General features: G+C 67.1%; 20 protein-coding genes and 1 pseudogene. 16 read left to right on the forward strand and 5 right to left on the reverse strand.

The window, feature by feature from the left end:
* The first annotated feature begins 45 nt into the window (after positions 1-45).
* The 3 genes from nifH to nifK all read left to right on the forward strand — a co-directional run bounded on the left by nifH (position 46) and on the right by nifK (position 4,108).
* Positions 46-927: a nitrogenase iron protein gene (nifH, locus tag VD964_RS28880; protein WP_324871879.1), complete on the forward strand. Its 882-nt coding sequence runs from the start codon at positions 46-48 to the stop codon at positions 925-927.
* A gap of 130 nt (positions 928-1,057) precedes the next feature.
* Positions 1,058-2,521: a nitrogenase molybdenum-iron protein alpha chain gene (gene nifD / locus VD964_RS28885; protein WP_324871880.1), complete on the forward strand. Its 1,464-nt coding sequence runs from the start codon at positions 1,058-1,060 to the stop codon at positions 2,519-2,521.
* Between the two features lie 27 nt (positions 2,522-2,548).
* Positions 2,549-4,108, forward strand: a complete 1,560-nt coding sequence (nifK, locus tag VD964_RS28890) for a nitrogenase molybdenum-iron protein subunit beta (protein ID WP_324871881.1) — start codon at positions 2,549-2,551, stop codon at positions 4,106-4,108.
* A gap of 162 nt (positions 4,109-4,270) precedes the next feature.
* Here nifK and VD964_RS28895 read toward each other — a convergent pair whose 3' ends face one another.
* Positions 4,271-4,795, reverse strand: coding sequence for a hypothetical protein (locus VD964_RS28895; protein WP_324871882.1), 525 nt, complete (start codon positions 4,793-4,795; stop codon positions 4,271-4,273).
* Positions 4,796-5,083: 288 nt separating this feature from the next.
* On the opposite strand from VD964_RS28895, the gene nifE reads away from it, so the two are divergent.
* From nifE to fdxB, 6 genes are read left to right on the forward strand one after another with little or no spacing between them, the layout of a single operon-like run.
* Positions 5,084-6,466, forward strand: a complete 1,383-nt coding sequence (nifE, locus tag VD964_RS28900) for a nitrogenase iron-molybdenum cofactor biosynthesis protein NifE (protein WP_324871883.1) — start codon at positions 5,084-5,086, stop codon at positions 6,464-6,466.
* Positions 6,467-6,489: 23 nt separating this feature from the next.
* The gene (nifN, locus tag VD964_RS28905) at positions 6,490-7,884 is read left to right on the forward strand and encodes a nitrogenase iron-molybdenum cofactor biosynthesis protein NifN (protein ID WP_324871884.1); all 1,395 of its coding nucleotides are present in this window, start codon (positions 6,490-6,492) and stop codon (positions 7,882-7,884) included.
* A 41-nt stretch (positions 7,885-7,925) separates the two neighbouring features.
* Positions 7,926-8,330 carry a nitrogen fixation protein NifX gene (gene nifX, locus VD964_RS28910; protein ID WP_324871885.1) on the forward strand — a complete coding sequence of 135 codons (405 nt, stop codon included), beginning with the start codon at positions 7,926-7,928 and terminating at the stop codon, positions 8,328-8,330.
* A 3-nt stretch (positions 8,331-8,333) separates the two neighbouring features.
* On the forward strand, positions 8,334-8,804 hold the full coding sequence (locus tag VD964_RS28915; protein WP_324871886.1) for a NifX-associated nitrogen fixation protein: 471 nt from the start codon (positions 8,334-8,336) through the stop codon (positions 8,802-8,804).
* 10 nt (positions 8,805-8,814) lie between these two features.
* Positions 8,815-9,012, forward strand: a complete 198-nt coding sequence (locus VD964_RS28920; RefSeq protein WP_324871887.1) for a CCE_0567 family metalloprotein — start codon at positions 8,815-8,817, stop codon at positions 9,010-9,012.
* A gap of 34 nt (positions 9,013-9,046) precedes the next feature.
* A complete protein-coding gene (fdxB, locus tag VD964_RS28925) occupies positions 9,047-9,340 on the forward strand; it encodes a ferredoxin III, nif-specific (RefSeq protein ID WP_324871888.1) in 294 nt (97 codons plus the stop codon).
* 170 nt (positions 9,341-9,510) lie between these two features.
* On the opposite strand, the gene VD964_RS28930 is transcribed toward fdxB, so the two are convergent.
* Complete coding sequence (locus VD964_RS28930; protein ID WP_324871889.1) at positions 9,511-10,407, reverse strand: calcium-binding protein; 897 nt, start codon at positions 10,405-10,407, stop codon at positions 9,511-9,513.
* A 277-nt stretch (positions 10,408-10,684) separates the two neighbouring features.
* Entirely contained in the window at positions 10,685-11,185 is a 501-nt protein-coding gene (locus tag VD964_RS28935; protein WP_324871890.1) for a hypothetical protein, read from the reverse strand.
* A 273-nt stretch (positions 11,186-11,458) separates the two neighbouring features.
* Between VD964_RS28935 and VD964_RS28940 the strand changes: the two genes are divergently transcribed.
* From VD964_RS28940 to nifW, 6 genes are read left to right on the forward strand one after another with little or no spacing between them, the layout of a single operon-like run.
* Positions 11,459-11,836, forward strand: a complete 378-nt coding sequence (locus VD964_RS28940) for an iron-sulfur cluster assembly accessory protein (protein WP_324871891.1) — start codon at positions 11,459-11,461, stop codon at positions 11,834-11,836.
* Between the two features lie 56 nt (positions 11,837-11,892).
* Positions 11,893-12,807 carry a Fe-S cluster assembly protein NifU gene (gene nifU, locus VD964_RS28945; protein ID WP_324871892.1) on the forward strand — a complete coding sequence of 305 codons (915 nt, stop codon included), beginning with the start codon at positions 11,893-11,895 and terminating at the stop codon, positions 12,805-12,807.
* Complete coding sequence (gene nifS / locus VD964_RS28950) at positions 12,808-14,010, forward strand: cysteine desulfurase NifS (RefSeq protein ID WP_324871893.1); 1,203 nt, start codon at positions 12,808-12,810, stop codon at positions 14,008-14,010.
* A 23-nt stretch (positions 14,011-14,033) separates the two neighbouring features.
* On the forward strand, positions 14,034-15,167 hold the full coding sequence (gene nifV, locus VD964_RS28955) for a homocitrate synthase (RefSeq protein WP_324871894.1): 1,134 nt from the start codon (positions 14,034-14,036) through the stop codon (positions 15,165-15,167).
* A 32-nt stretch (positions 15,168-15,199) separates the two neighbouring features.
* On the forward strand, positions 15,200-16,021 hold the full coding sequence (gene cysE, locus VD964_RS28960) for a serine O-acetyltransferase (RefSeq protein WP_324871895.1): 822 nt from the start codon (positions 15,200-15,202) through the stop codon (positions 16,019-16,021).
* Positions 16,018-16,359, forward strand: coding sequence for a nitrogenase-stabilizing/protective protein NifW (gene nifW, locus VD964_RS28965; RefSeq protein ID WP_324871896.1), 342 nt, complete (start codon positions 16,018-16,020; stop codon positions 16,357-16,359). Before cysE ends, nifW begins: the two co-directional genes overlap by 4 nt.
* Positions 16,360-16,452: 93 nt before the next feature.
* On the opposite strand, the gene VD964_RS28970 is transcribed toward nifW, so the two are convergent.
* Together VD964_RS28970 and VD964_RS28975 are read right to left on the reverse strand one after the other, a co-directional pair.
* Complete coding sequence (locus VD964_RS28970; protein WP_324871897.1) at positions 16,453-17,109, reverse strand: hypothetical protein; 657 nt, start codon at positions 17,107-17,109, stop codon at positions 16,453-16,455.
* Between the two features lie 21 nt (positions 17,110-17,130).
* Positions 17,131-17,853 (reverse strand): porin family protein, encoded by a 723-nt coding sequence (locus VD964_RS28975; RefSeq protein WP_324871898.1) that lies wholly within the window; start codon positions 17,851-17,853, stop codon positions 17,131-17,133.
* Between the two features lie 289 nt (positions 17,854-18,142).
* Between VD964_RS28975 and VD964_RS28980 the strand changes: the two are divergent.
* Positions 18,143-18,241 (forward strand): annotated as a pseudogene (locus tag VD964_RS28980) (nitrogen fixation protein FixA); the annotation flags it as partial.

The raw sequence follows: 18,241 nt of genomic DNA on the forward strand, positions 1-18,241 counted from the left end.
GCCGCGACGAGACAACGGACCCTTCAAAGCAAAGGAGCGACCCTCATGAGCCTTCGCCAGATCGCTTTCTACGGTAAGGGCGGCATCGGTAAGTCGACCACGTCCCAGAACACCCTGGCCGCTCTCGTCGAGCTGGACCAGCGGATCCTGATCGTCGGCTGCGACCCGAAGGCCGACTCGACCCGCCTGATCCTGCACGCCAAGGCCCAGGACACCGTGCTGCACCTCGCCGCCGAAGCCGGCTCGGTCGAGGACCTGGAGCTCGAGGACGTTCTGAAGATCGGCTACAAGGGCATCAAGTGCGTCGAGTCCGGCGGTCCGGAGCCGGGCGTCGGCTGCGCCGGCCGCGGCGTCATCACCTCGATCAACTTCCTGGAAGAGAACGGCGCCTACGACGACGTCGACTACGTCTCCTACGACGTGCTGGGCGACGTGGTGTGCGGCGGCTTCGCCATGCCGATCCGCGAGAACAAGGCCCAGGAAATCTACATCGTCATGTCCGGTGAGATGATGGCGCTGTACGCCGCCAACAACATCGCCAAGGGCATCCTGAAGTACGCCAACAGCGGCGGCGTGCGCCTGGGCGGCCTGATCTGCAACGAGCGCAAGACCGACAAGGAGCTGGAGCTGGCCGAGGCGCTGGCCGCCCGCCTGGGTTCGCAGCTGATCCACTTCGTGCCGCGCGACAACATCGTGCAGCACGCCGAGCTGCGCCGCATGACGGTCATCGAGTACGCGCCGGACAGCAAGCAGGCCGACGAGTACCGCCAGCTCGCCAACAAGGTCCATGCGAACAAGGGCAAGGGCACCATCCCGACCCCGATCACCATGGAAGAGCTGGAGCAGATGCTGATGGACTTCGGCATCATGAAGTCGGACGAGCAGGCGCTGGCCGAGCTGCAGGCCAAGGAAGCGGCCAAGGCCTGATCTCCAGGGGCCTTCAGTACTTCACTGGCCCCCTCCCCGGCCCACCCCGGCTTCGACACCGGGGTGGGAGAGAGGGGGTCCGGTCCCGCGCTGTAGCGGCGCGGAAAACGAGATTGACCAGGAGCTGGCCATGAGCCTGTCCGTGAACGAAGGTGTCGACGTCAAGGGCATCGTCGACAGTGTTCTCGAAGCCTATCCCGAAAAGTCGCGCAAGCGCCGCGCCAAGCACATCAACGTGCTGGAGGCCGAGGCCAAGGATTGCGGCGTCAAGTCCAACATCAAGTCCATCCCGGGCGTGATGACCATCCGTGGCTGCGCCTACGCCGGTTCGAAGGGCGTGGTGTGGGGCCCGATCAAGGACATGATCCACATCTCCCACGGCCCGGTCGGCTGCGGCTACTATTCGTGGTCCGGTCGCCGCAACTACTACGTCGGCGACACCGGCGTGGACAGCTGGGGCACGATGCACTTCACCTCCGACTTCCAGGAGAAGGACATCGTCTTCGGCGGCGACAAGAAGCTGGGCAAGGTGATCGACGAGATCAACGAGCTGTTCCCGCTGGTGAACGGCATCTCGATCCAGTCGGAGTGCCCGATCGGCCTCATCGGCGACGACATCGAGGCGGTCGCCCGCAACAAGTCGGCGGAAATCGGCAAGCCGATCATCCCCGTGCGTTGCGAAGGCTTCCGCGGCGTCTCGCAGTCGCTGGGCCACCACATCGCCAACGACTGCATCCGGGACTGGGTGTTCGAGAAGACGGAGCCGAAGTCGGACTTCGTGGCCACCCCGTACGACGTCACCATCATCGGTGACTACAACATCGGCGGCGACGCCTGGGCCTCGCGCATCCTGCTGGAAGAGATCGGCCTGCGCGTGATCGCCCAGTGGTCGGGCGACGGCACGCTCGCCGAGCTGGAGAACACGCCGAAGGCCAAGGTCAACCTGATCCACTGTTACCGCTCGATGAACTACATCGCGCGTCACATGGAAGAGAAGTACAACATCCCCTGGATGGAGTACAACTTCTTCGGCCCGTCGCAGATCGCCGAGTCGCTGCGCAAGATCGCCGCTCTCTTTGACGACAAGATCAAGGAGAACGCGGAGAAGGTGATCGCCAAGTACCAGCCGATGGTCGATGCCGTCCTGGCCAAGTACAAGTCGCGGCTGGAAGGCAAGAAGGTCATGATCTACGTCGGCGGCCTGCGTCCGCGCCACGTGGTCGACGCCTACCACGACCTGGGCATGGAGATCGTCGGCACGGGCTACGAGTTCGCCCACAACGACGACTACCAGCGCACCAACCACTACGTAAAGGAAGGCACGCTGATCTACGACGACGTCACGGCCTACGAGCTGGAGAAGTTCGTCGAAGCGATCCGCCCCGACCTGGTCGCCTCGGGCATCAAGGAAAAGTACGTCTTCCAGAAGATGGGCCTGCCGTTCCGGCAGATGCACTCGTGGGACTACTCGGGCCCGTACCACGGCTACGACGGTTTCGCGATCTTCGCCCGCGACATGGACATGGCGATCAACAATCCCGTCTGGGGCTTCTTCAAGGCCCCGTGGGACGCCAAGCCGGCCGCGGCCGAGTAATCCGCCAGGAAATAGGAGTATCCCATCATGACGTTCCCTGTTTCCCAGGACGCGGACAAGGTCCTCGACCACTTCACGCTGTTCCGCCAGCCCGAGTACAAGGCGCTGTTCGAGCGCAAGAAGGCCGAGTTCGAGTACGGCCACTCGGACGAGAAGGTCGCCGAAGTCTCCGAATGGACGAAGTCCGAGGACTACAAGGCGAAGAACTTCGCCCGTGAGGCCGTGGTCATCAACCCGACCAAGGCCTGCCAGCCGATCGGCGCCATGTTCGCCGCCCAGGGCTTTGAAGGCACCCTGCCCTTCGTGCACGGCTCGCAGGGCTGCGTGGCCTACTACCGCACGCACCTCACCCGTCACTTCAAGGAGCCGAACAGCGCGGTCTCCTCGTCGATGACCGAGGACGCGGCGGTGTTCGGCGGCCTGAACAACATGATCGACGGCCTGGCGAACGCCTACACGCTCTACAAGCCGAAGATGATCGCCGTGCTGACCACCTGCATGGCGGAAGTCATCGGCGACGACCTCGCCGGCTTCATCACCAACGCGAAGAACAAGGAGAGCGTGCCGCAGGACTTCCCGGTCCCGCATGCCCACACGCCCGCCTTCGTCGGCAGCCACATCGTCGGCTACGACAACATGATGAAGGGCATCCTCTCGCACTTCTGGGACAAGGCCGAGAACTTCGACACCCCGAAGGACGAGAGCATCAACCTGATCGGCGGCTTCGACGGCTACGCCGTCGGCAACAACCGCGAGTTGAAGCGGATCTTCGACCTCTTCGGCATCACGGGCCGCATCCTGTCGGATGTGTCGGACGTGTTCGACACCCCGGCGGACGGCGAGTACCGCATGTACGACGGCGGCACCACGCTGGAGGAGACCAAGGCGGCGCTGCACGCCAAGGCCACCATCTCCCTCCAGGAGTACAACACCACCCAGACCCTGCAGTTCTGCAAGGAGAAGGGCCAGGAGGTCGCCAAGTTCAACTATCCGATGGGCATCGCCGCCACGGACGAACTCCTGGTGAAGCTGTCGGAGCTGACCGGCAAGCCGATCCCGGAGGCCCTGAAGCTGGAGCGCGGCCGTCTGGTCGACGCCTTCTCGGACAGCCACGCCCACCTGCACGGCAAGCGCTTCGCCATCTACGGCGACCCGGACTTCTGCCTGGGCATGACCCGCTTCCTGCTGGAGCTGGGTGCGGAGCCGGTGCACATCCTCTCCACCTCGGGTTCGAAGAAGTGGGAGAAGCAGGTCCAGAAGACGCTCGACGGCTCGCCGTTCGGCAAGGACGGCAAGGCCTACGGCGGCAAGGACCTCTGGCACCTGCGCTCGCTGCTGTTCACCGACAAGGTCGACTACATCATCGGCAACAGCTACGGCAAGTACCTGGAGCGTGACACCAAGATCCCGCTCATCCGCCTGACCTACCCGGTCTTCGACCGTCACCACCACCACCGTTACCCGACCTGGGGCTACCAGGGCGCGTTGAACGTGCTGGTCCGCATCCTCGACCGCATCTTCGAGGACATGGACGCCACGACCAACGAGGTCGGCAAGACCGACTACTCGTTCGACCTGATCCGCTGATCGACCTCAGCGTTTCGGAGCAGGGACTGGAGGGCGCGGCAACGCGCCCTCCTTTCTTTTTTCGTAAGTTGGGTTGAGCGTCGGCGAAAACCCAACGTTGCTCGCACAGCAGACATGTTGGGTTTTCGCCTGCGGCTCAACCCAACCTACGGCCCCGCCCCTTCACGGAAACACGTCCCCTGCCCCCACCTCCGGCACGCCGGGCAGACTGGTCCAGGCCTCGCTGTCCGGGGTGGCCTGGACCATGTAGGCCCAGTGGGCCATGGCGACGGCGTTCGCGCCGCTGATCATCTGCATCAGGAAGGCCCAGGTGCCCTGGAAGCGCACCATGCGCCCGGAACCGGTCACCGGCGCGTCCGTGGCGCTCGTCACGCTGGCATCCTCCGGGCTGAAGCTCAGCAGCACCGCGCCATCCGGCGTGACGGAGCCGAGCAGCGTGTAATAGGTGAAGTCCCCGCCGTCGGTGCTGATCGCCGTCCGGCCGGTCAGGTAGCCGTTCTCGAAGCGCTCGATCCACCACACCGTCTGGTCTTTCACCGTCGTGGTGCGCGCGTCGCGCAGGTTCGTCTGGCGGATCGCCGGCAGATACGCTTCCGGCACGTACCAATAGGTGTCGGCCAGCCACGCCCATTGGCGGGAGTCCGGTGCGGCGGCCGTTTCGGCGTCCGGTTCGGTGCGCGTCGTCATGGTGGTTCCCCCGTCATGCCGGCAGCGGCTTTGCCGGCTTCGTTTGCCGCACCAACGGACATAGCAGCGCAATCCACACTCGCCAATCCAGAGAATATCCATCCACCCGCACAAGCGCGCCCGATCTCCGTCGGCTGTGCGACACCCGACACGCCGCCCGGCCATTGTCAGCAATCGCACACGCGCCCGACACACGACAAATCAATACGAATCAACAACTTACCGCCGACACTCCGACTGGCACACCCCGTGCATATCCCTATGGGCCAGCCACGAGGAGGCAAGCCCATGCTCCAGGAAAAGATCCAGGACGTCTTCAACGAGCCCGGTTGCGCGACCAACCAGGGCAAGTCGGAGAAGGAGCGCAAGAAGGGCTGCACCAAGGCGCTGAAGCCCGGTGCCGCCGCCGGCGGCTGCGCCTACGACGGCGCGATGATCGCGCTCCAGCCCATCGCCGACGTCGCCCACCTCGTGCACGGCCCCATCGCCTGCCTGGGCAACTCGTGGGACAACCGCGGCACCCGGTCGTCGGGCTCGCAGCTCTACCGCACGGGCTTCACCACCGACCTGTCGGAGCTGGACATCGTCCACGGCGGCGAGAAGAAGCTGTACAAGGCGATCAAGGAGATCGTGCAGCAGTACGACCCGCCGGCCGTCTTCGTGTACCAGACCTGCGTGCCGGCGATGATCGGCGACGACATCGAGGCGGTCTGCAAGTTCGCCGCGCAGAAGCTGCGCAAGCCGGTCATCCCGGTGATGGCGCCGGGCTTCGTGGGCTCCAAGAACCTGGGCAACAAGCTGGCCGGCGAGACGCTGCTCGACCACGTCATCGGCACGGTCGAGCCGGAAATGACCACCTCCACCGACCTCTGCATCGTCGGCGAATACAATCTGGCCGGCGAGCTGTGGCAGGTGAAGCCGCTGCTCGACGAGATCGGCATCCGCATCCTGTCCTGCATCTCCGGCGACGGCCGCTACAACGAGGTGGCGCAGGCGCACCGCGCGCGCCTCACCATGGTGGTGTGCTCCCAGGCGCTGGTGAACGTCGGGCGCAAGATGCAGGAGCGCTGGGGCATCCCCTACTTCGAGGGGTCGTTCTACGGCGTCACCGACACCACCGACACGCTGCGCACCATGGCCGCCATGCTGGTGGAGCGCGGGGCGCCGGCCTCGCTGATGGACCGCGCCGAAGGCGTCATCGCGCGGGAAGAGGCGCGCGTGAAGCGCCGCCTGGAACCCTACAAGCCGCGCTTCGACGGCAAGCGGGTGCTGCTGTTCACCGGCGGCGTCAAGAGCTGGTCCATGGTCACCGCACTGGAGGAGGCCGGGTTGACCATCGTCGGCACCTCCACCAAGAAGTCGACCCGGGAAGACAAGGACCGCATCAAGAAGAAGAAGGGCGAGGAGTTCCACATGTGGGACGACCTCAAGCCCAAGGAGATGTATCGCATGCTGCGGGAGTCGGAGGCCGACATCATGCTCTCCGGCGGGCGCTCGCAGTTCATCTCGCTGAAGGCCAAGGTGCCGTGGCTGGACATCAACCAGGAACGCCACCACGCCTACGCCGGCTACGACGGCATCGTCAATCTCTGCGAGGAGATCGACAAGACGCTGTCCAACCCCATCTGGCGGCAGGTTCGCCTGCCGGCTCCCTGGGAAGCGTCCCTTTGAGGAAGAACGAGGAGGGCCGCCCCATGTCGCACGCCGCACGCTTCCCCACCTCTTCCAAGGCCGCGTCCACCAACCCGCTGAAGATGAGCCAGCCGATCGGCGCGGCCCTCGCCTTCCTCGGCATGGACCGCTGCCTGCCGCTGTTCCACGGGTCCCAGGGCTGCACCGCCTTCGGCCTCGTCCTGCTGGTCCGCCACTTCCGCGAGGCGATCCCGCTGCAGACCACCGCCATGGACCAGGTCTCCACCATCCTCGGCGGTTACGAGAACCTGGAAGAGGCGATCCGCAACATCCACGAGCGGATGAAGCCCGCCCTCATCGGCGTCTGCACCACCGGCGTTACCGAGACCAAGGGCGAGGACCTCGCCGGCCATTACAGAACCTTCCGCCAGCGCAACCCGGGCCTCGACGACATGGGGCTGGTGTTCGCCAGCACGCCCGACTTCATCGGCGGCTTCGAGGACGGTTTCGCCAGCGCGGTCACCGGCATCGTCGAGCAGTTCGCCCAGCCCGCCGCGCAGACCCGGCGCGGACAGGTCAACGTGCTGGCCGGCTGCCAGCTCTCCCCCGGCGACGTGGAGGAGATCCGCGACCTGATCGAGAGCTTCGGCCTGACGCCCATCGTCCTGCCCGACCTGTCGCTGTCCATGTGCGGCCGCCAGCCGACCGAGTTCACCGCCACCTCGCTGGGCGGCACCACCATCGACCAGGTGCGCGACATGGGTGCCTCCGAGGTCACGCTGGTGTTCGGCGAGCACATGCGCCGCGCCGCCGCGGCGCTGGAGCTGAAGACCGACGTGCCGACCGTGTTCTTCGACCGGCTGACCGGGCTGGAGACCACCGACCGCTTCGTCAAGACGCTGGCCGACGTGTCGAAGCGCCCGGTGCCGGCGCGCATCCGGCGCCAGCGCGAGAGCCTCGTCGACGCCATGCTCGACGGCCACTTCTACTTCTCCCGCAAGCGCATCGCCGTGGCGCTGGAGCCGGACCTGCTGTACGCCGTGACCGGCTTCCTAAACGACATGGGCGCCATCGTCATGGCCGCCGTGTCGCCCACCCAGGCGCCGGTGCTGGAGAAGGTGAAGGCCGGCACCATCATGGTCGGCGATCACTCCGACGTCGAGGCGGTGGCGCGTGACGCCGACCTGATCATCTCCAACTCGCACGGCCGCCAGGGGGCGGCGCGGCTGGGCATCCAGCTGCACCGCATGGGCCTGCCGCAGTTCGACCGGCTGGGCGCCGGGATGAAGGTTGCGGTCGGCTACCGCGGCACGCGCGACCTGGTGTTCGAGATCGGCAACCTGTTCCTGGCCCGCGAGACGGACCACGACGGACATGAGCACGGGCACGACCATGGCCATGCGCACGAGCACGGCCACGCGTGCGGAGGTGGCGGATGCGGATGCAGCGCCGTCTGAGGCTCGTGGATGACGGGGCGCCAGCCCCCCGAGGAGGATCGATGAAGGTAGCCTTCTGCACGCAGGACATGCAGCACGTCGACGCCCACTTCGGCTGGGCGAAGAACATCGCGATCTACGAGGTCGACAACGCCGGCTACAAGATGGTGGAGACCTGCCAGTTCGGCGGCTCGATGTTCGAGGACGGCAACGAGGACAAGCTGGTCCCGAAGCTGGAAGCCTTGAGCGACTGCGCCATCGTCTACCTGTCGGCGATCGGCGCTTCGGCCGCGGCGCGCGTCGTGGCCAAGAAGATCCATCCGGTGAAGGTCGAGGCGACGGAATCCATCACCACGCTGCTCGACCGCCTGATCGTCACCATCAACGGCAACCCGCCCCCCTGGCTGCGCAAGGCGCTGAGCAAGGGCGAGCCGCAGACCTTCGATTTCGCAGACGAGGAGGAGTGAGACATGGCCGCAGACATGGCCGACGTGACCGTCGCGGATGATCTCGAAGAGCAGTTCCTGAAGAATCTCGTCCTGCTGTTCCGCGCCGAGGACAGCTACGGCGCCTGGGAGGGCAAGAGCGACGAGGTGCTGCTCGCTCCCTTCATCCTCGACAAGGAGGCGCGCGCCGCCATGCCGATCATCGGCGATCCGGACCCGGACACGCTGTGGCGGCTGGAGCTTTTCTACAAGGCCGTCGGCATCACGATCGAGAAGCTGACCGGCCTGATGGCGACGCCGATGCTGAAGATGAGCCACGAGGGCTTCGGCCGCATCGTGCTGATCGCCGGCCGCCTGGTGGTGGTGTCGAAGCACCTGCGCGACGTGCACCGCTTCGGCTTCCCGTCCCAGGACAAGCTGGTCGCCGACGGCGCCAAGCTGGTGCGCGACGCCGTGGCCCTGATCGAGAAGCACCGCGTCGTGGCGGAGCTGTGAGGAACCCGACATGAGCGAAGCCGACGCCCTGAAGGACGAGATCAAGAAGCTCAACGCCCGCGCCACGGCGAAGAAGATGGACCTGCACGACCTGTCGGAGGAGCTGCCCGTCAACTGGGAACGCATCCTCGACGTCGCGCGCGAGACCTACGACGCCTACAAGGAGCTGACCGAGAAGCGCGCCGCGCTCAAGGCGCTCGGGGCGTGACCCACCCACCAACCCTGAGCATCGGGAGCAGAGCATGACCGTTTACGTGACCGGATTGACCCGCGGCGGCACCGCCTGGACGCCCAAGTACGTGGAGAGCATCGACCAGAAGCAGTGCATCGGCTGCGGCCGCTGCTTCAAGGTCTGCGGCCGCGACGTCCTGGAGCTGATCGGCATCACCGAGGACGGCGACATCGTTGACGCCTTCGACGACGAGGCCGAGAAGAAGGTGATGAGCGTCAAGGGTGCCGCCAACTGCATCGGCTGCGAGAGCTGCGCCAAGGTCTGCTCGAAGAGCTGTATCACCCACAAGGCGCTGGCCGCCTGATTTCAGGCCGCCACGCCGCACGGGCTCCCCTCTCCCGGGGAGAGCGGGCGCGGGTGGAGGGACGGCGATGGGCCGGGATGCCCGTTCCCTCCACCCGACGTCTTGCGTTTTGAATTGTCCGGCGTTGGGTTTTCGCTGACGCTCAACCCAACGTTGATATCTGCACCGGCTTACGCGTCGAACCAGCCGTAGGTGCTGCCGCCGTGCGCCTCGATGGCGTTGGCGAAGTCGATGTTGCGCACGCCCACCAGTTCCACGCGGATGATGGTGTCGCCGGCCGACACGTTGCCGTCCTGCAGCTCCAGCACCACGTTGGCATTCTGGTCCTGCAGGCTGTAGCCGTAGCTCCACCAGTTGCGGGCGCCGACGTGGTCGACCTCCAGGTCGAAGTCCTGGATCCGCACCGTGTGCGTGCCGGCCCCCAGGATCGTCGGGTCGAACAGGAACAGGTCGGTACCGCCGCCGCCGATCATCACGTCCTGCCCGCCGGCGTCGTACCACAGTTGGTCGTTGCCGGCCCCGCCGTCCAGCGTGTCGTCGCCCGTGCCACCGGACAGCAGGTCCGCGCCGTCGCCGCCCGACACCGTGTCGCGCCCGGCCGCGCCGCGCAACGTGTCGTTGCCGCCCATCCCGCGCAGCAGGTCGTTGCCGCCGCCGCCGTCCAGCAGGTTGCGCCCGCTGTTCCCGGTGATCGCGTCGTTGCCGCTGCCGCCCGTGCCGGTCAGGTCGCCCCGCCCTTCCATCAGCTTCAGGGCTTCCACGTTGGCGGCGCTGGCCAGCGAGAAGTTGACCGGCGCCTCGATGGTGTCGTACCCGGCGCCCGCGGATTCATACACGCGGTCGTTGCCGTTGAAGACGATATACCAGTCGTCGCCATTGCCTCCCCACAGGCTGTCGCCGTAGCCGGACGTGCCGCCGTCCAGAGTGTCGTTGCCGTCGCCGCCGTACAACCGGTCGGCGTTGCCGTATCCGTAAAGGCGATCGTTGCCGCCATAGCCGTACATGGCGTCGTTGCTGTTGGTGCCATACAGGCTGTTGTTGGCGTTCGTGCCGTAGATGTTGGCCATGAGACCCCCCGTGGCTTTGGCCTTCGCCGAGCGGATGCTCAACGTATCGTGGCGAAGCGTAAGCCCCGCCACGGCCGCGGCACTACCGGTAATTGTGAGTACAAGTCGCTCTTTTCGTGTTCGCGAAGGTATTAACCCCTTCGCGCGTAAAGAGAAAAGCCAGACGGGGCAACGGGTGTAAAAGCCCCGGACGATTCCCGGATGTCCGCTTCATCCACAAGCGGGCGCGCTCCTGCGACAATCCGCCGCAGAGGTGGTAAGACGATTTGTTAAGGACTTACTCCTCTTCGCCGTCGTCCCTGGCCAGCGCCTCCACCACGCGCCAGCCGACGTGGTCGGCCGGGTTGATCTCGGCCAACTTGGCGAGGATGGCCGCGGCCTGCGCCGCGTTGCCCCGGCGCAGCGAGATGAAGGCCAGCGCCTTCAGCGTGAACAGCGTGAAGCGCGCCGTGCCCGAGGCTTCCCAGTCCGTGCTGTCCGGCGCCAGCGCCCGCCAGTCGGACGGGTAGCCGCCCTGCGCCGCCGCGGCGTCCAGGCCGATCAGCGCCACGCGCTCGGCGTCGTTCAGACGAAGCTTGCTGAAGTAGAATTTGTACAGCGCGTAGAACACCGGCAGCACGCGCGGCCCCAGCCGGTGCGCCTCCCACAGCAGTTCCTCGCAACGCTGCGGTTCGCCGCGCGCGGCCACCGCCGCCTGCAGCCGCTCGTCGATGTGCTCCGGCACGTCGCCGAAGGCCATGCGGCCGTCGGAAATGCGCAACTCGATCGGTCGTTCCATACAGTCCCCCGTGCCGGCGCCGCGTCATACCCGCAAAAAACTTATGGTCTTCGCGCCATGAAGGGCGCAAGTGGTGCGCCGTATTGCCGCGGCAAGACCCTGCGGCATCTCGCCGCATCTGTCGAAAACCCGACACGCCCCTTTGTCGCGAAGGCGTCAGCCAATCCCCTTGTCGAAACATGACAATCCTTGCGAATCAGCAGCTTAAGGACTGGCACGGAACGTGCTTCATCGGTGGGCAGCTGATTTTCACCAGCCAAGGAGATGGCGAAGATGGTGACCCTGACGCCCAGCGCCGTAGCCACCCTGGAACGGGTCCTGGCCGGCAACGCTCCCGCGGCCAAGGGGCTGCGCATCGCGGTAACGGACGGCGGCTGCGCCGGCCACAAGTACCAGATGGGCCTGGAAGCGGACGCCGGCGAAGGCGACGCGGTGTTCGAGTTCGGCAGCGTGCTCGTCTACGTCGACGAGGCCAGCCAGCCGCTGCTGGACGGCGTGGTCGTCGACTTCGTGGAAGGCATCGAAGGCTCCGGCTTCAAGTTCGACAACCCGAACGCCACCGGCTCCTGCGGCTGCGGCAAGTCGTTCTCGTCGGGCAGCTGCGCGCCCGGCTCGACCGCCGGGTCGAGCTGCGGCACCGCCGCCCACTAAACACCCCCTCTTCAGTCCCCCCAGGGCACGCCGATATCCCGGAAAGGCAGAGCGCCATGTGGAACTACACCGACAAGGTCAAGGAACACTTCTTCAACCCGAAGAACTCGGGCGTGCTGGACACCGCCAACGCGGTCGGCGAGGTCGGCTCGATCACCTGCGGTGACGCGCTCAAGCTGATGATGAAGGTGAACCCCGACACCGACGTGATCGAGGACGCGCGCTTCCAGACCTTCGGCTGCGGCTCGGCCATCGCCTCCTCCTCGGCGCTGACCGAAATGATCATCGGCAAGACCGTGGACGAGGCGCTGAAGCTCACCAACCGCGACATCGCCGACTACCTGGGCGGCCTGCCGCCGGAGAAGATGCACTGCTCCGTCATGGGGGCCGAGGCGCTGCGCGCCGCCATCGCCAACTTCAAGGGCGAGGCGTGGGAAGACGACCACGAGGAAGGCGAGCTGATCTGCAAGTGCTTCGGCATCGACGCCGCGATGATCGAGCGCGCCGTGACCGTCAACAACCTGACCACGCTGGAAGAGGTCACCCACTACACCAAGGCCGGCGGTTCCTGCCAGACCTGCCACGAGAAGATCGAGGAGGTGCTGGAGGCGGTGCTGGCGAAGACCGCCACCAAGCCCAAGGCGCACGCCCCCGGCACCGTCGGCCTGGACGCCATCAAGCCGCTCCAGCCCAAGGCCGCCGCCCCGGCGCCGTCGAAGATGACCAACGTGCAGCGCATGCAGGCCATCATGATGGCGATCGAGGAGATCCGCCCCTCCATCCAGAAGGACGGCGGCGACGTGGAGCTGGTCGACATCGACGGCAAGGACATCTACGTGCGGCTCAGCGGCGCCTGTTCCGGCTGCTCGCAGTCGGCGGGCACCATGATGGGCGTGCAGATGAAGCTGGTGGAGAAGCTGGGCGAGTTCGTCCGCGTCAAGCCCGCCTCGCTCATGAAGGTGGAGGCGTAAATGACCAAGGGCATCTACCTGGACAACAACGCCACCACCCGCGTCGACCCGCTGGTCCTGGCCGAGATGCTGCCGCTGTTTTCCGAGCACTTCGGCAATCCCTCCTCCATGCACGGCTTCGGCGCCGCGGTGGGCGGCAAGATCGAATGGGCGCGCCAGCAGGTGCAGGCCCTTCTGGGCGCCGCGCACGACAGCGAGATCGTCTTCACCTCCGGCGGCACGGAAAGCGACAACACCGCCATCCTCTCCACCCTGGAGGCCTTCCCCAAGAAGCGCGAAATCGTTACCAGCGTGGTCGAGCACCCCGCCGTGCTGGCGCTGTGCGATTACCTGGAGAAGAAGAAGGGCTACACCGTCCACCGCATCGGCGTGGACGGCAAGGGCAACCTGGACATGGACGCCTACAAGGCGGCCCTGTCGGAAAACGTCGCCATCGTCTCCATCATGTGGGCCAACAACGAGACCGGCACCCTCTTCCCGGTCGAAGAGCTGGCGGTGATGGCGAAGGATGTCGGCGCGCTGTTCCACACCGACGCGGTGCAGGCGGTGGGCAAGATCCCGATGAAGCTGGCGGACTCGGCCATCGATATGCTGTCGCTGTCCGGCCACAAGCTGCACGCGCCCAAGGGCATCGGCGCCCTGTACGTCAAGCGCGGCACCCGCTTCCGCCCCATGCTGCGCGGCGGCCACCAGGAGCGCTCGCGCCGCGCCGGAACGGAGAACGCGCCGGCCATCGTCGGGCTGGGTGCGGCGGCCGAACTCGCCCTGCACCACATGGCCGACGAGAACACCCGCGTCCGCGCGCTGCGCGACAAGCTGGAGCAGGCGCTGCTGGCGAAGGTCCCCAACTGCTTCGTCACCGGCAACCCGGACGTCCGCCTGCCCAACACCTGCAACGTCGCCTTCGAGTACATCGAGGGCGAGGCGATCCTCCTGCTGCTGAACGAGCACGGCATCGCCGCCTCCTCCGGTTCGGCCTGCACGTCCGGTTCGCTGGAGCCCAGCCACGTGATGCGGGCGATGGGCGTGCCCTACACCGCCGCGCACGGCGCCACCCGCTTCTCCCTGTCGCGCGAGACGACGGAAGCGGAGATCGACGCGGTCATCGCCGTGGTGCCGGGCATCATCGACCGGCTGCGCAAGCTGTCGCCCTACTGGTCGCAGGAAGGCGCGCCCAAGGCGTTCGAACCGACGTACGCGTAACAACCTGCGGGGGCTTCGGGATCATGCGCAACACCGCTTCCGTCACGATCAACGACACCACCCTGCGCGACGGCGAGCAGACGGCCGGCGTCGCCTTCACGCTGGACGAGAAGATCGCCATCGCCCGCGCCCTCGACGGCGCCGGGGTGGGCGAGCTGGAAATCGGCATCCCCGCCATGGGCGAGGAGGAACGCGACGGCATCCGCGCCGTCGCCTCCCTGGGCCTCACATCCAAGCTGATGGTCTGGTGCCGCATGTGCGACGCCGACCTGGAGGCGGCGTTGAGCTGCAACGTCGGCTTCGTCAACCTCTCCATGCCGGTGTCGGACATCCAGATCTCGCGCAAGCTGCGCCGCTCGCGCGACTGGGCGCTGGCGGAGATCGACCGCATGATCCGCAAGGCCCGCGACGCCGGGCTGGAGGTCAGCCTGGGCGGCGAGGACTCGAGCCGCGCCGACATGGACTTCCTGATCACCGCCGCCACGGTGGCGCAGCAGGCCGGTGCCCGGCGCTTCCGCTTCGCCGACACGCTGGGCGTGCTGGACCCCTTCCAGACCCGCGCGGCGATCGAACGGCTGCGCGCCGCCACCGACCTGGAGATCGAGATCCACGCGCACGACGACCTGGGCCTCGCCAACGCCAACTCGCTGGCGGCGGTGCTGGGCGGTGCCACGCACGTCAACACCACCGTCAACGGCCTGGGCGAGCGCGCCGGCAACGCGCCGCTGGAAGAGGTGGTCGTGTCGGCCAAGGTGCTGTACGGCCTGGAGACCGGCGTCGACACCCGGTCGCTGGGCGCCATCTCCGACCTGGTGGAGGCCGCGTCGAACCGGCCGGTGGCGGTCAACAAGTCCATCGTCGGCGACGCCGTCTTCACGCACGAGGCCGGCATCCATGTGGACGGCCTGCTGCGCGACCGCCGCACCTACCAGAACTTCGACCCGGCCGAGGTGGGGCGTGAGCACCGCATCGTGCTGGGCAAGCACTCTGGCACCTCGGCCGTGAAGCTGGCCTACAGCCAGATCGGCGAGGAGGTGGACGACACCGCCGCCCGCGCCATCCTCGGCCGCGTGCGCGTCTTCGCCACGGCCGCCAAGCGCGCGCCGACGCCGGACGAGCTGCGCGCCTTCCTGCACGACCTCGTCCCGCAGCCGTAACCGCCCCCTTGACCCGACCGAGGGCCACCGCCATGCAGCAGGCCGTCACAGCATCCCCCGCCCCGCCCGCAGGCACCGGCATCGGCCGCCTCCTGCGCGAGGACGTCGCCTGCGTGTTCGACCGCGACCCGGCCGCCCGCACGCGGTGGGAGGTGCTGACCTGCTACCCCGGTGTCCACGCGCTGATCGCGCACCGCGTCTCGCACGCGCTGTGGCGGCGCGGGTTCAAGTGGGCGGCGCGCTTCCTGGCCTACCTGTCGCGCGCGGTCACCAACATCGACATCCACCCCGGTGCGCGCATCGGCCGCCGCTTCTTCATCGACCACGGCGCCGGCGTCGTCATCGGCGAGACGGCGGAGGTCGGCGACGACGTGACGCTCTACCACGGCGTCACCCTGGGCGGCACCAGCTGGAACAAGGGAAAGCGCCACCCCACGCTGCAGGACGGCGTGCTGGTCGGCTCCGGCGCCAAGATCCTCGGCCCCATCACGGTGGGCAGCAACGCGCGGGTGGGTGCGAACTCGGTCGTCACCAAGGACGTGCCGGACGGCATGACGGTGGTCGGCATCCCCGGCCGCATCGTGCAGCCCGCCTCGCTCCGCCGCGCCGCGGGCGAGAGCGGCATCGACCTCGACCACCACCTGATGCCCGACCCGGTCGGCAAGGCGATCGCCTGCCTGATCGACCACATCAACCGCATCGAGGCCCGGCTGGAAGCCCATACGGCGGAGGAGGCCCTCAAGCTGGCCCCCCTCACCGGTGTGGTGTGCGACAGCTGCGGCAACGTCTGCGGCCAGGACGCCTGCGAAACGGCACACCCGCCGGCCGCACTTAAAGAAGGAATGCTGCAATGAGCTTCAAGGACGACCTCGACGACCTGGAGACGGCGGAGGACTTCCTGCGCTTCCTCGAAGTGCCCTACGAGCAGCGCGTCGTGCACGTGAACCGCCTGCACATCCTGCAGCGCTTCCACGACTACCTGAACGCCGACGAGGGCATCGACCGCATCGACGACGACGAGGCGCTGGCCGAGCGCTACCGCCTGCATCTGACGCGCGCCTACCACGACTTCGTGGTGTCGAACGCCATCGCCGAGAAGACCTTCAAGGTGCACAAGGACGAAGCCGCCAAGGCCGCCAACCGCTTCGTGCCCCTCGACCAGCTGCTGGGCGCCCCGCGGTTCGTCGGATAGGCGCCTGCCGTTGGGTTTTCGCTGGCGCTCAACCCAACCTACGACGGCGCCGTAGGTTGGGTTGAGCGCCAGCGAAAACCCAACACCCCACCCTCAAATCAGCACGTACCAGCCGCTCCCGCTGATCCCGCCGGTCATGCCCTCCAGCCGGATGGTGCAGACGGCCTCGTCGCCGCTCAGCGTCACCAGATAGCCCTTCGCATCCTCGACGAGGTCGATCCGCCATTCCCGGCCGATCGCCAGCCGGTCGCCCTCGGTCACGTTCAGGCCGACGATGGTGTCGTTCCCGTGCGCCGTATCGGGGCTGTATTGGATGGTATCGGGTGCGTTGTCCGCGCGGCTGCCGCCCTGGCGGTCGCGGTTCGGGTATAGCAGGTCGTCGCCCTCCCCGCCGACGATCGCATCGCCACCGGGACCGCCCACGATGGTGTCGCTGCCGGTGCCGCCGGACAGCACGTCCTCGCCGGCACCCGCGCTGATCACGTCGTTGCCGCTGTCGCCGTGCGCCCGCAGCCGGCCGTCCCACCGGCCTTGGCCCTGCTCGATGACGTCGTCGCCGCCGCCGCCGTAGACCGTCTGGTTGTCCGCCAGCACGGTGATGCGGTCGGCCCCGGTCAGGCCCCGCACGGTGAAGTGGTCTTCGATGCTTCGAATATTGTCGTCGCCGGACGTTCCGAAAATCAGCGCCCGTTCCCGCTCGATGCGGATGCCTTGCTCGAACAGGGCGTTCAGGATCTTGTCGATGGCCATGGCGGTTTCCCGAATCTCCGGTCAGAAGGAATAGGCTGCGGACACGACCAGTTCGTGCGCGCGCAGGCGGCCGTTCATCCGCAGGTCGGGGTCGGACACGGCCGCGCCGCCCAGTTCCGGCACCAGCGACGGCGCGAAGCGGAAGCTGTCGCCGGTGCGCACCCGGCCCAGGTGGGCGTAGCGGTAGCCGACGTCGACGGCGATGTCCGGGTGCAGCGCGACGCTGACGCCCGCCCCCGCCTGCAGCGCCAGGTTGGCGCGCGAACCGCCGTCGAGCGTGCCCAACGGGCTGCCGTCCACCGCGATGTCCAGCCGGTCCATGCGGTTCCACGCTACGCCGACGCCGGCCGTGACGTACGGGCGTACGATGCCGAACGCCACCGGCGCGTAGGTGCCGTTCAGCATCAGCGCGGTCGAGCGCGCCCGCGCGCCGGCGGTCCCGCGCGTGCCGTCGTCGGGATCGACGGCGTTCTCGCTGTAGCGCAGCCCGAACCGGCGCGTCACCCCCAGGTCCACGCGCAGCTCCGGCGAGAAGCGGTAGCCGACGGCGCCGCCCAGCAGCGCCCCCTGCCCCAGGTCGCGCCCGAAATCACCCCCGGCGTCGCGCGTCCAGGCATTGCCGACGTCGAGCTTCACATAGATCCCCGCGCCGTCCCCAGCGAACGCCGCGCCGGCGCAGCCGGCGGCCAGGGCCAGGGCGGCGGCGCCCCCGAGGATGAGGCGCGACGGCAAGATCTGCATCATGACGATTCCCCCAAAGAACGAAGCAGACCTAACCTGGGCAATCAGAGCTTGTCCACCCCGGAAGCGGCTCCGGCACCCCCGTATCAAAGGTGTAACGAACCCGACAAACGGCCCCACATGTCGGCCCCGTGTCGGGATTGCGACATGTTCGCGCAACTGCCCGAAACCTGCCCGGCCGGCTAGTACCCTTGGAAAATCAAGCTGCTACGATCAAGGCATCCGCTGGCACGCCGTTTGCTGCATGGCAAACCGTGGCCCCCCGGGGCCGGTATTTTTCGAGGAGACCGGGATGCACATCGTCGTCTGTATCAAACAGGTGCCCGACAGCGCGCAGATCCGTATTCACCCCGTGACGAACACGATCATGCGGCAGGGCGTCCCGGCGATC

Source organism: Azospirillum sp., from assembly GCF_035628975.1.
Taxonomy (GTDB): Bacteria; Pseudomonadota; Alphaproteobacteria; order Azospirillales; family Azospirillaceae; genus Azospirillum.

What these genes read in the sequence shown, in the direction of transcription:
- VD964_RS28935 (WP_324871890.1), bottom strand. Translation starts at nt 11,185, where the DNA reads ATGGAACGACCGATCGAGTTGCGCATTTCCGACGGCCGCATGGCCTTC.
- VD964_RS28920 (WP_324871887.1), top strand. Translation starts at nt 8,815, where the DNA reads ATGAGCGAAGCCGACGCCCTGAAGGACGAGATCAAGAAGCTCAACGCC.
- VD964_RS28915 (WP_324871886.1), top strand. Translation starts at nt 8,334, where the DNA reads ATGGCCGCAGACATGGCCGACGTGACCGTCGCGGATGATCTCGAAGAG.
- VD964_RS28930 (WP_324871889.1), bottom strand. Translation starts at nt 10,407, where the DNA reads ATGGCCAACATCTACGGCACGAACGCCAACAACAGCCTGTATGGCACC.
- nifD (WP_324871880.1), top strand. Translation starts at nt 1,058, where the DNA reads ATGAGCCTGTCCGTGAACGAAGGTGTCGACGTCAAGGGCATCGTCGAC.
- nifE (WP_324871883.1), top strand. Translation starts at nt 5,084, where the DNA reads ATGCTCCAGGAAAAGATCCAGGACGTCTTCAACGAGCCCGGTTGCGCG.
- VD964_RS28895 (WP_324871882.1), bottom strand. Translation starts at nt 4,795, where the DNA reads ATGACGACGCGCACCGAACCGGACGCCGAAACGGCCGCCGCACCGGAC.
- fdxB (WP_324871888.1), top strand. Translation starts at nt 9,047, where the DNA reads ATGACCGTTTACGTGACCGGATTGACCCGCGGCGGCACCGCCTGGACG.
- VD964_RS28970 (WP_324871897.1), bottom strand. Translation starts at nt 17,109, where the DNA reads ATGGCCATCGACAAGATCCTGAACGCCCTGTTCGAGCAAGGCATCCGC.
- nifH (WP_324871879.1), top strand. Translation starts at nt 46, where the DNA reads ATGAGCCTTCGCCAGATCGCTTTCTACGGTAAGGGCGGCATCGGTAAG.
- nifS (WP_324871893.1), top strand. Translation starts at nt 12,808, where the DNA reads ATGACCAAGGGCATCTACCTGGACAACAACGCCACCACCCGCGTCGAC.
- nifU (WP_324871892.1), top strand. Translation starts at nt 11,893, where the DNA reads ATGTGGAACTACACCGACAAGGTCAAGGAACACTTCTTCAACCCGAAG.
- cysE (WP_324871895.1), top strand. Translation starts at nt 15,200, where the DNA reads ATGCAGCAGGCCGTCACAGCATCCCCCGCCCCGCCCGCAGGCACCGGC.
- nifV (WP_324871894.1), top strand. Translation starts at nt 14,034, where the DNA reads ATGCGCAACACCGCTTCCGTCACGATCAACGACACCACCCTGCGCGAC.
- nifX (WP_324871885.1), top strand. Translation starts at nt 7,926, where the DNA reads ATGAAGGTAGCCTTCTGCACGCAGGACATGCAGCACGTCGACGCCCAC.
- nifW (WP_324871896.1), top strand. Translation starts at nt 16,018, where the DNA reads ATGAGCTTCAAGGACGACCTCGACGACCTGGAGACGGCGGAGGACTTC.
- nifK (WP_324871881.1), top strand. Translation starts at nt 2,549, where the DNA reads ATGACGTTCCCTGTTTCCCAGGACGCGGACAAGGTCCTCGACCACTTC.
- VD964_RS28975 (WP_324871898.1), bottom strand. Translation starts at nt 17,853, where the DNA reads ATGATGCAGATCTTGCCGTCGCGCCTCATCCTCGGGGGCGCCGCCGCC.
- VD964_RS28940 (WP_324871891.1), top strand. Translation starts at nt 11,459, where the DNA reads ATGGTGACCCTGACGCCCAGCGCCGTAGCCACCCTGGAACGGGTCCTG.
- nifN (WP_324871884.1), top strand. Translation starts at nt 6,490, where the DNA reads ATGTCGCACGCCGCACGCTTCCCCACCTCTTCCAAGGCCGCGTCCACC.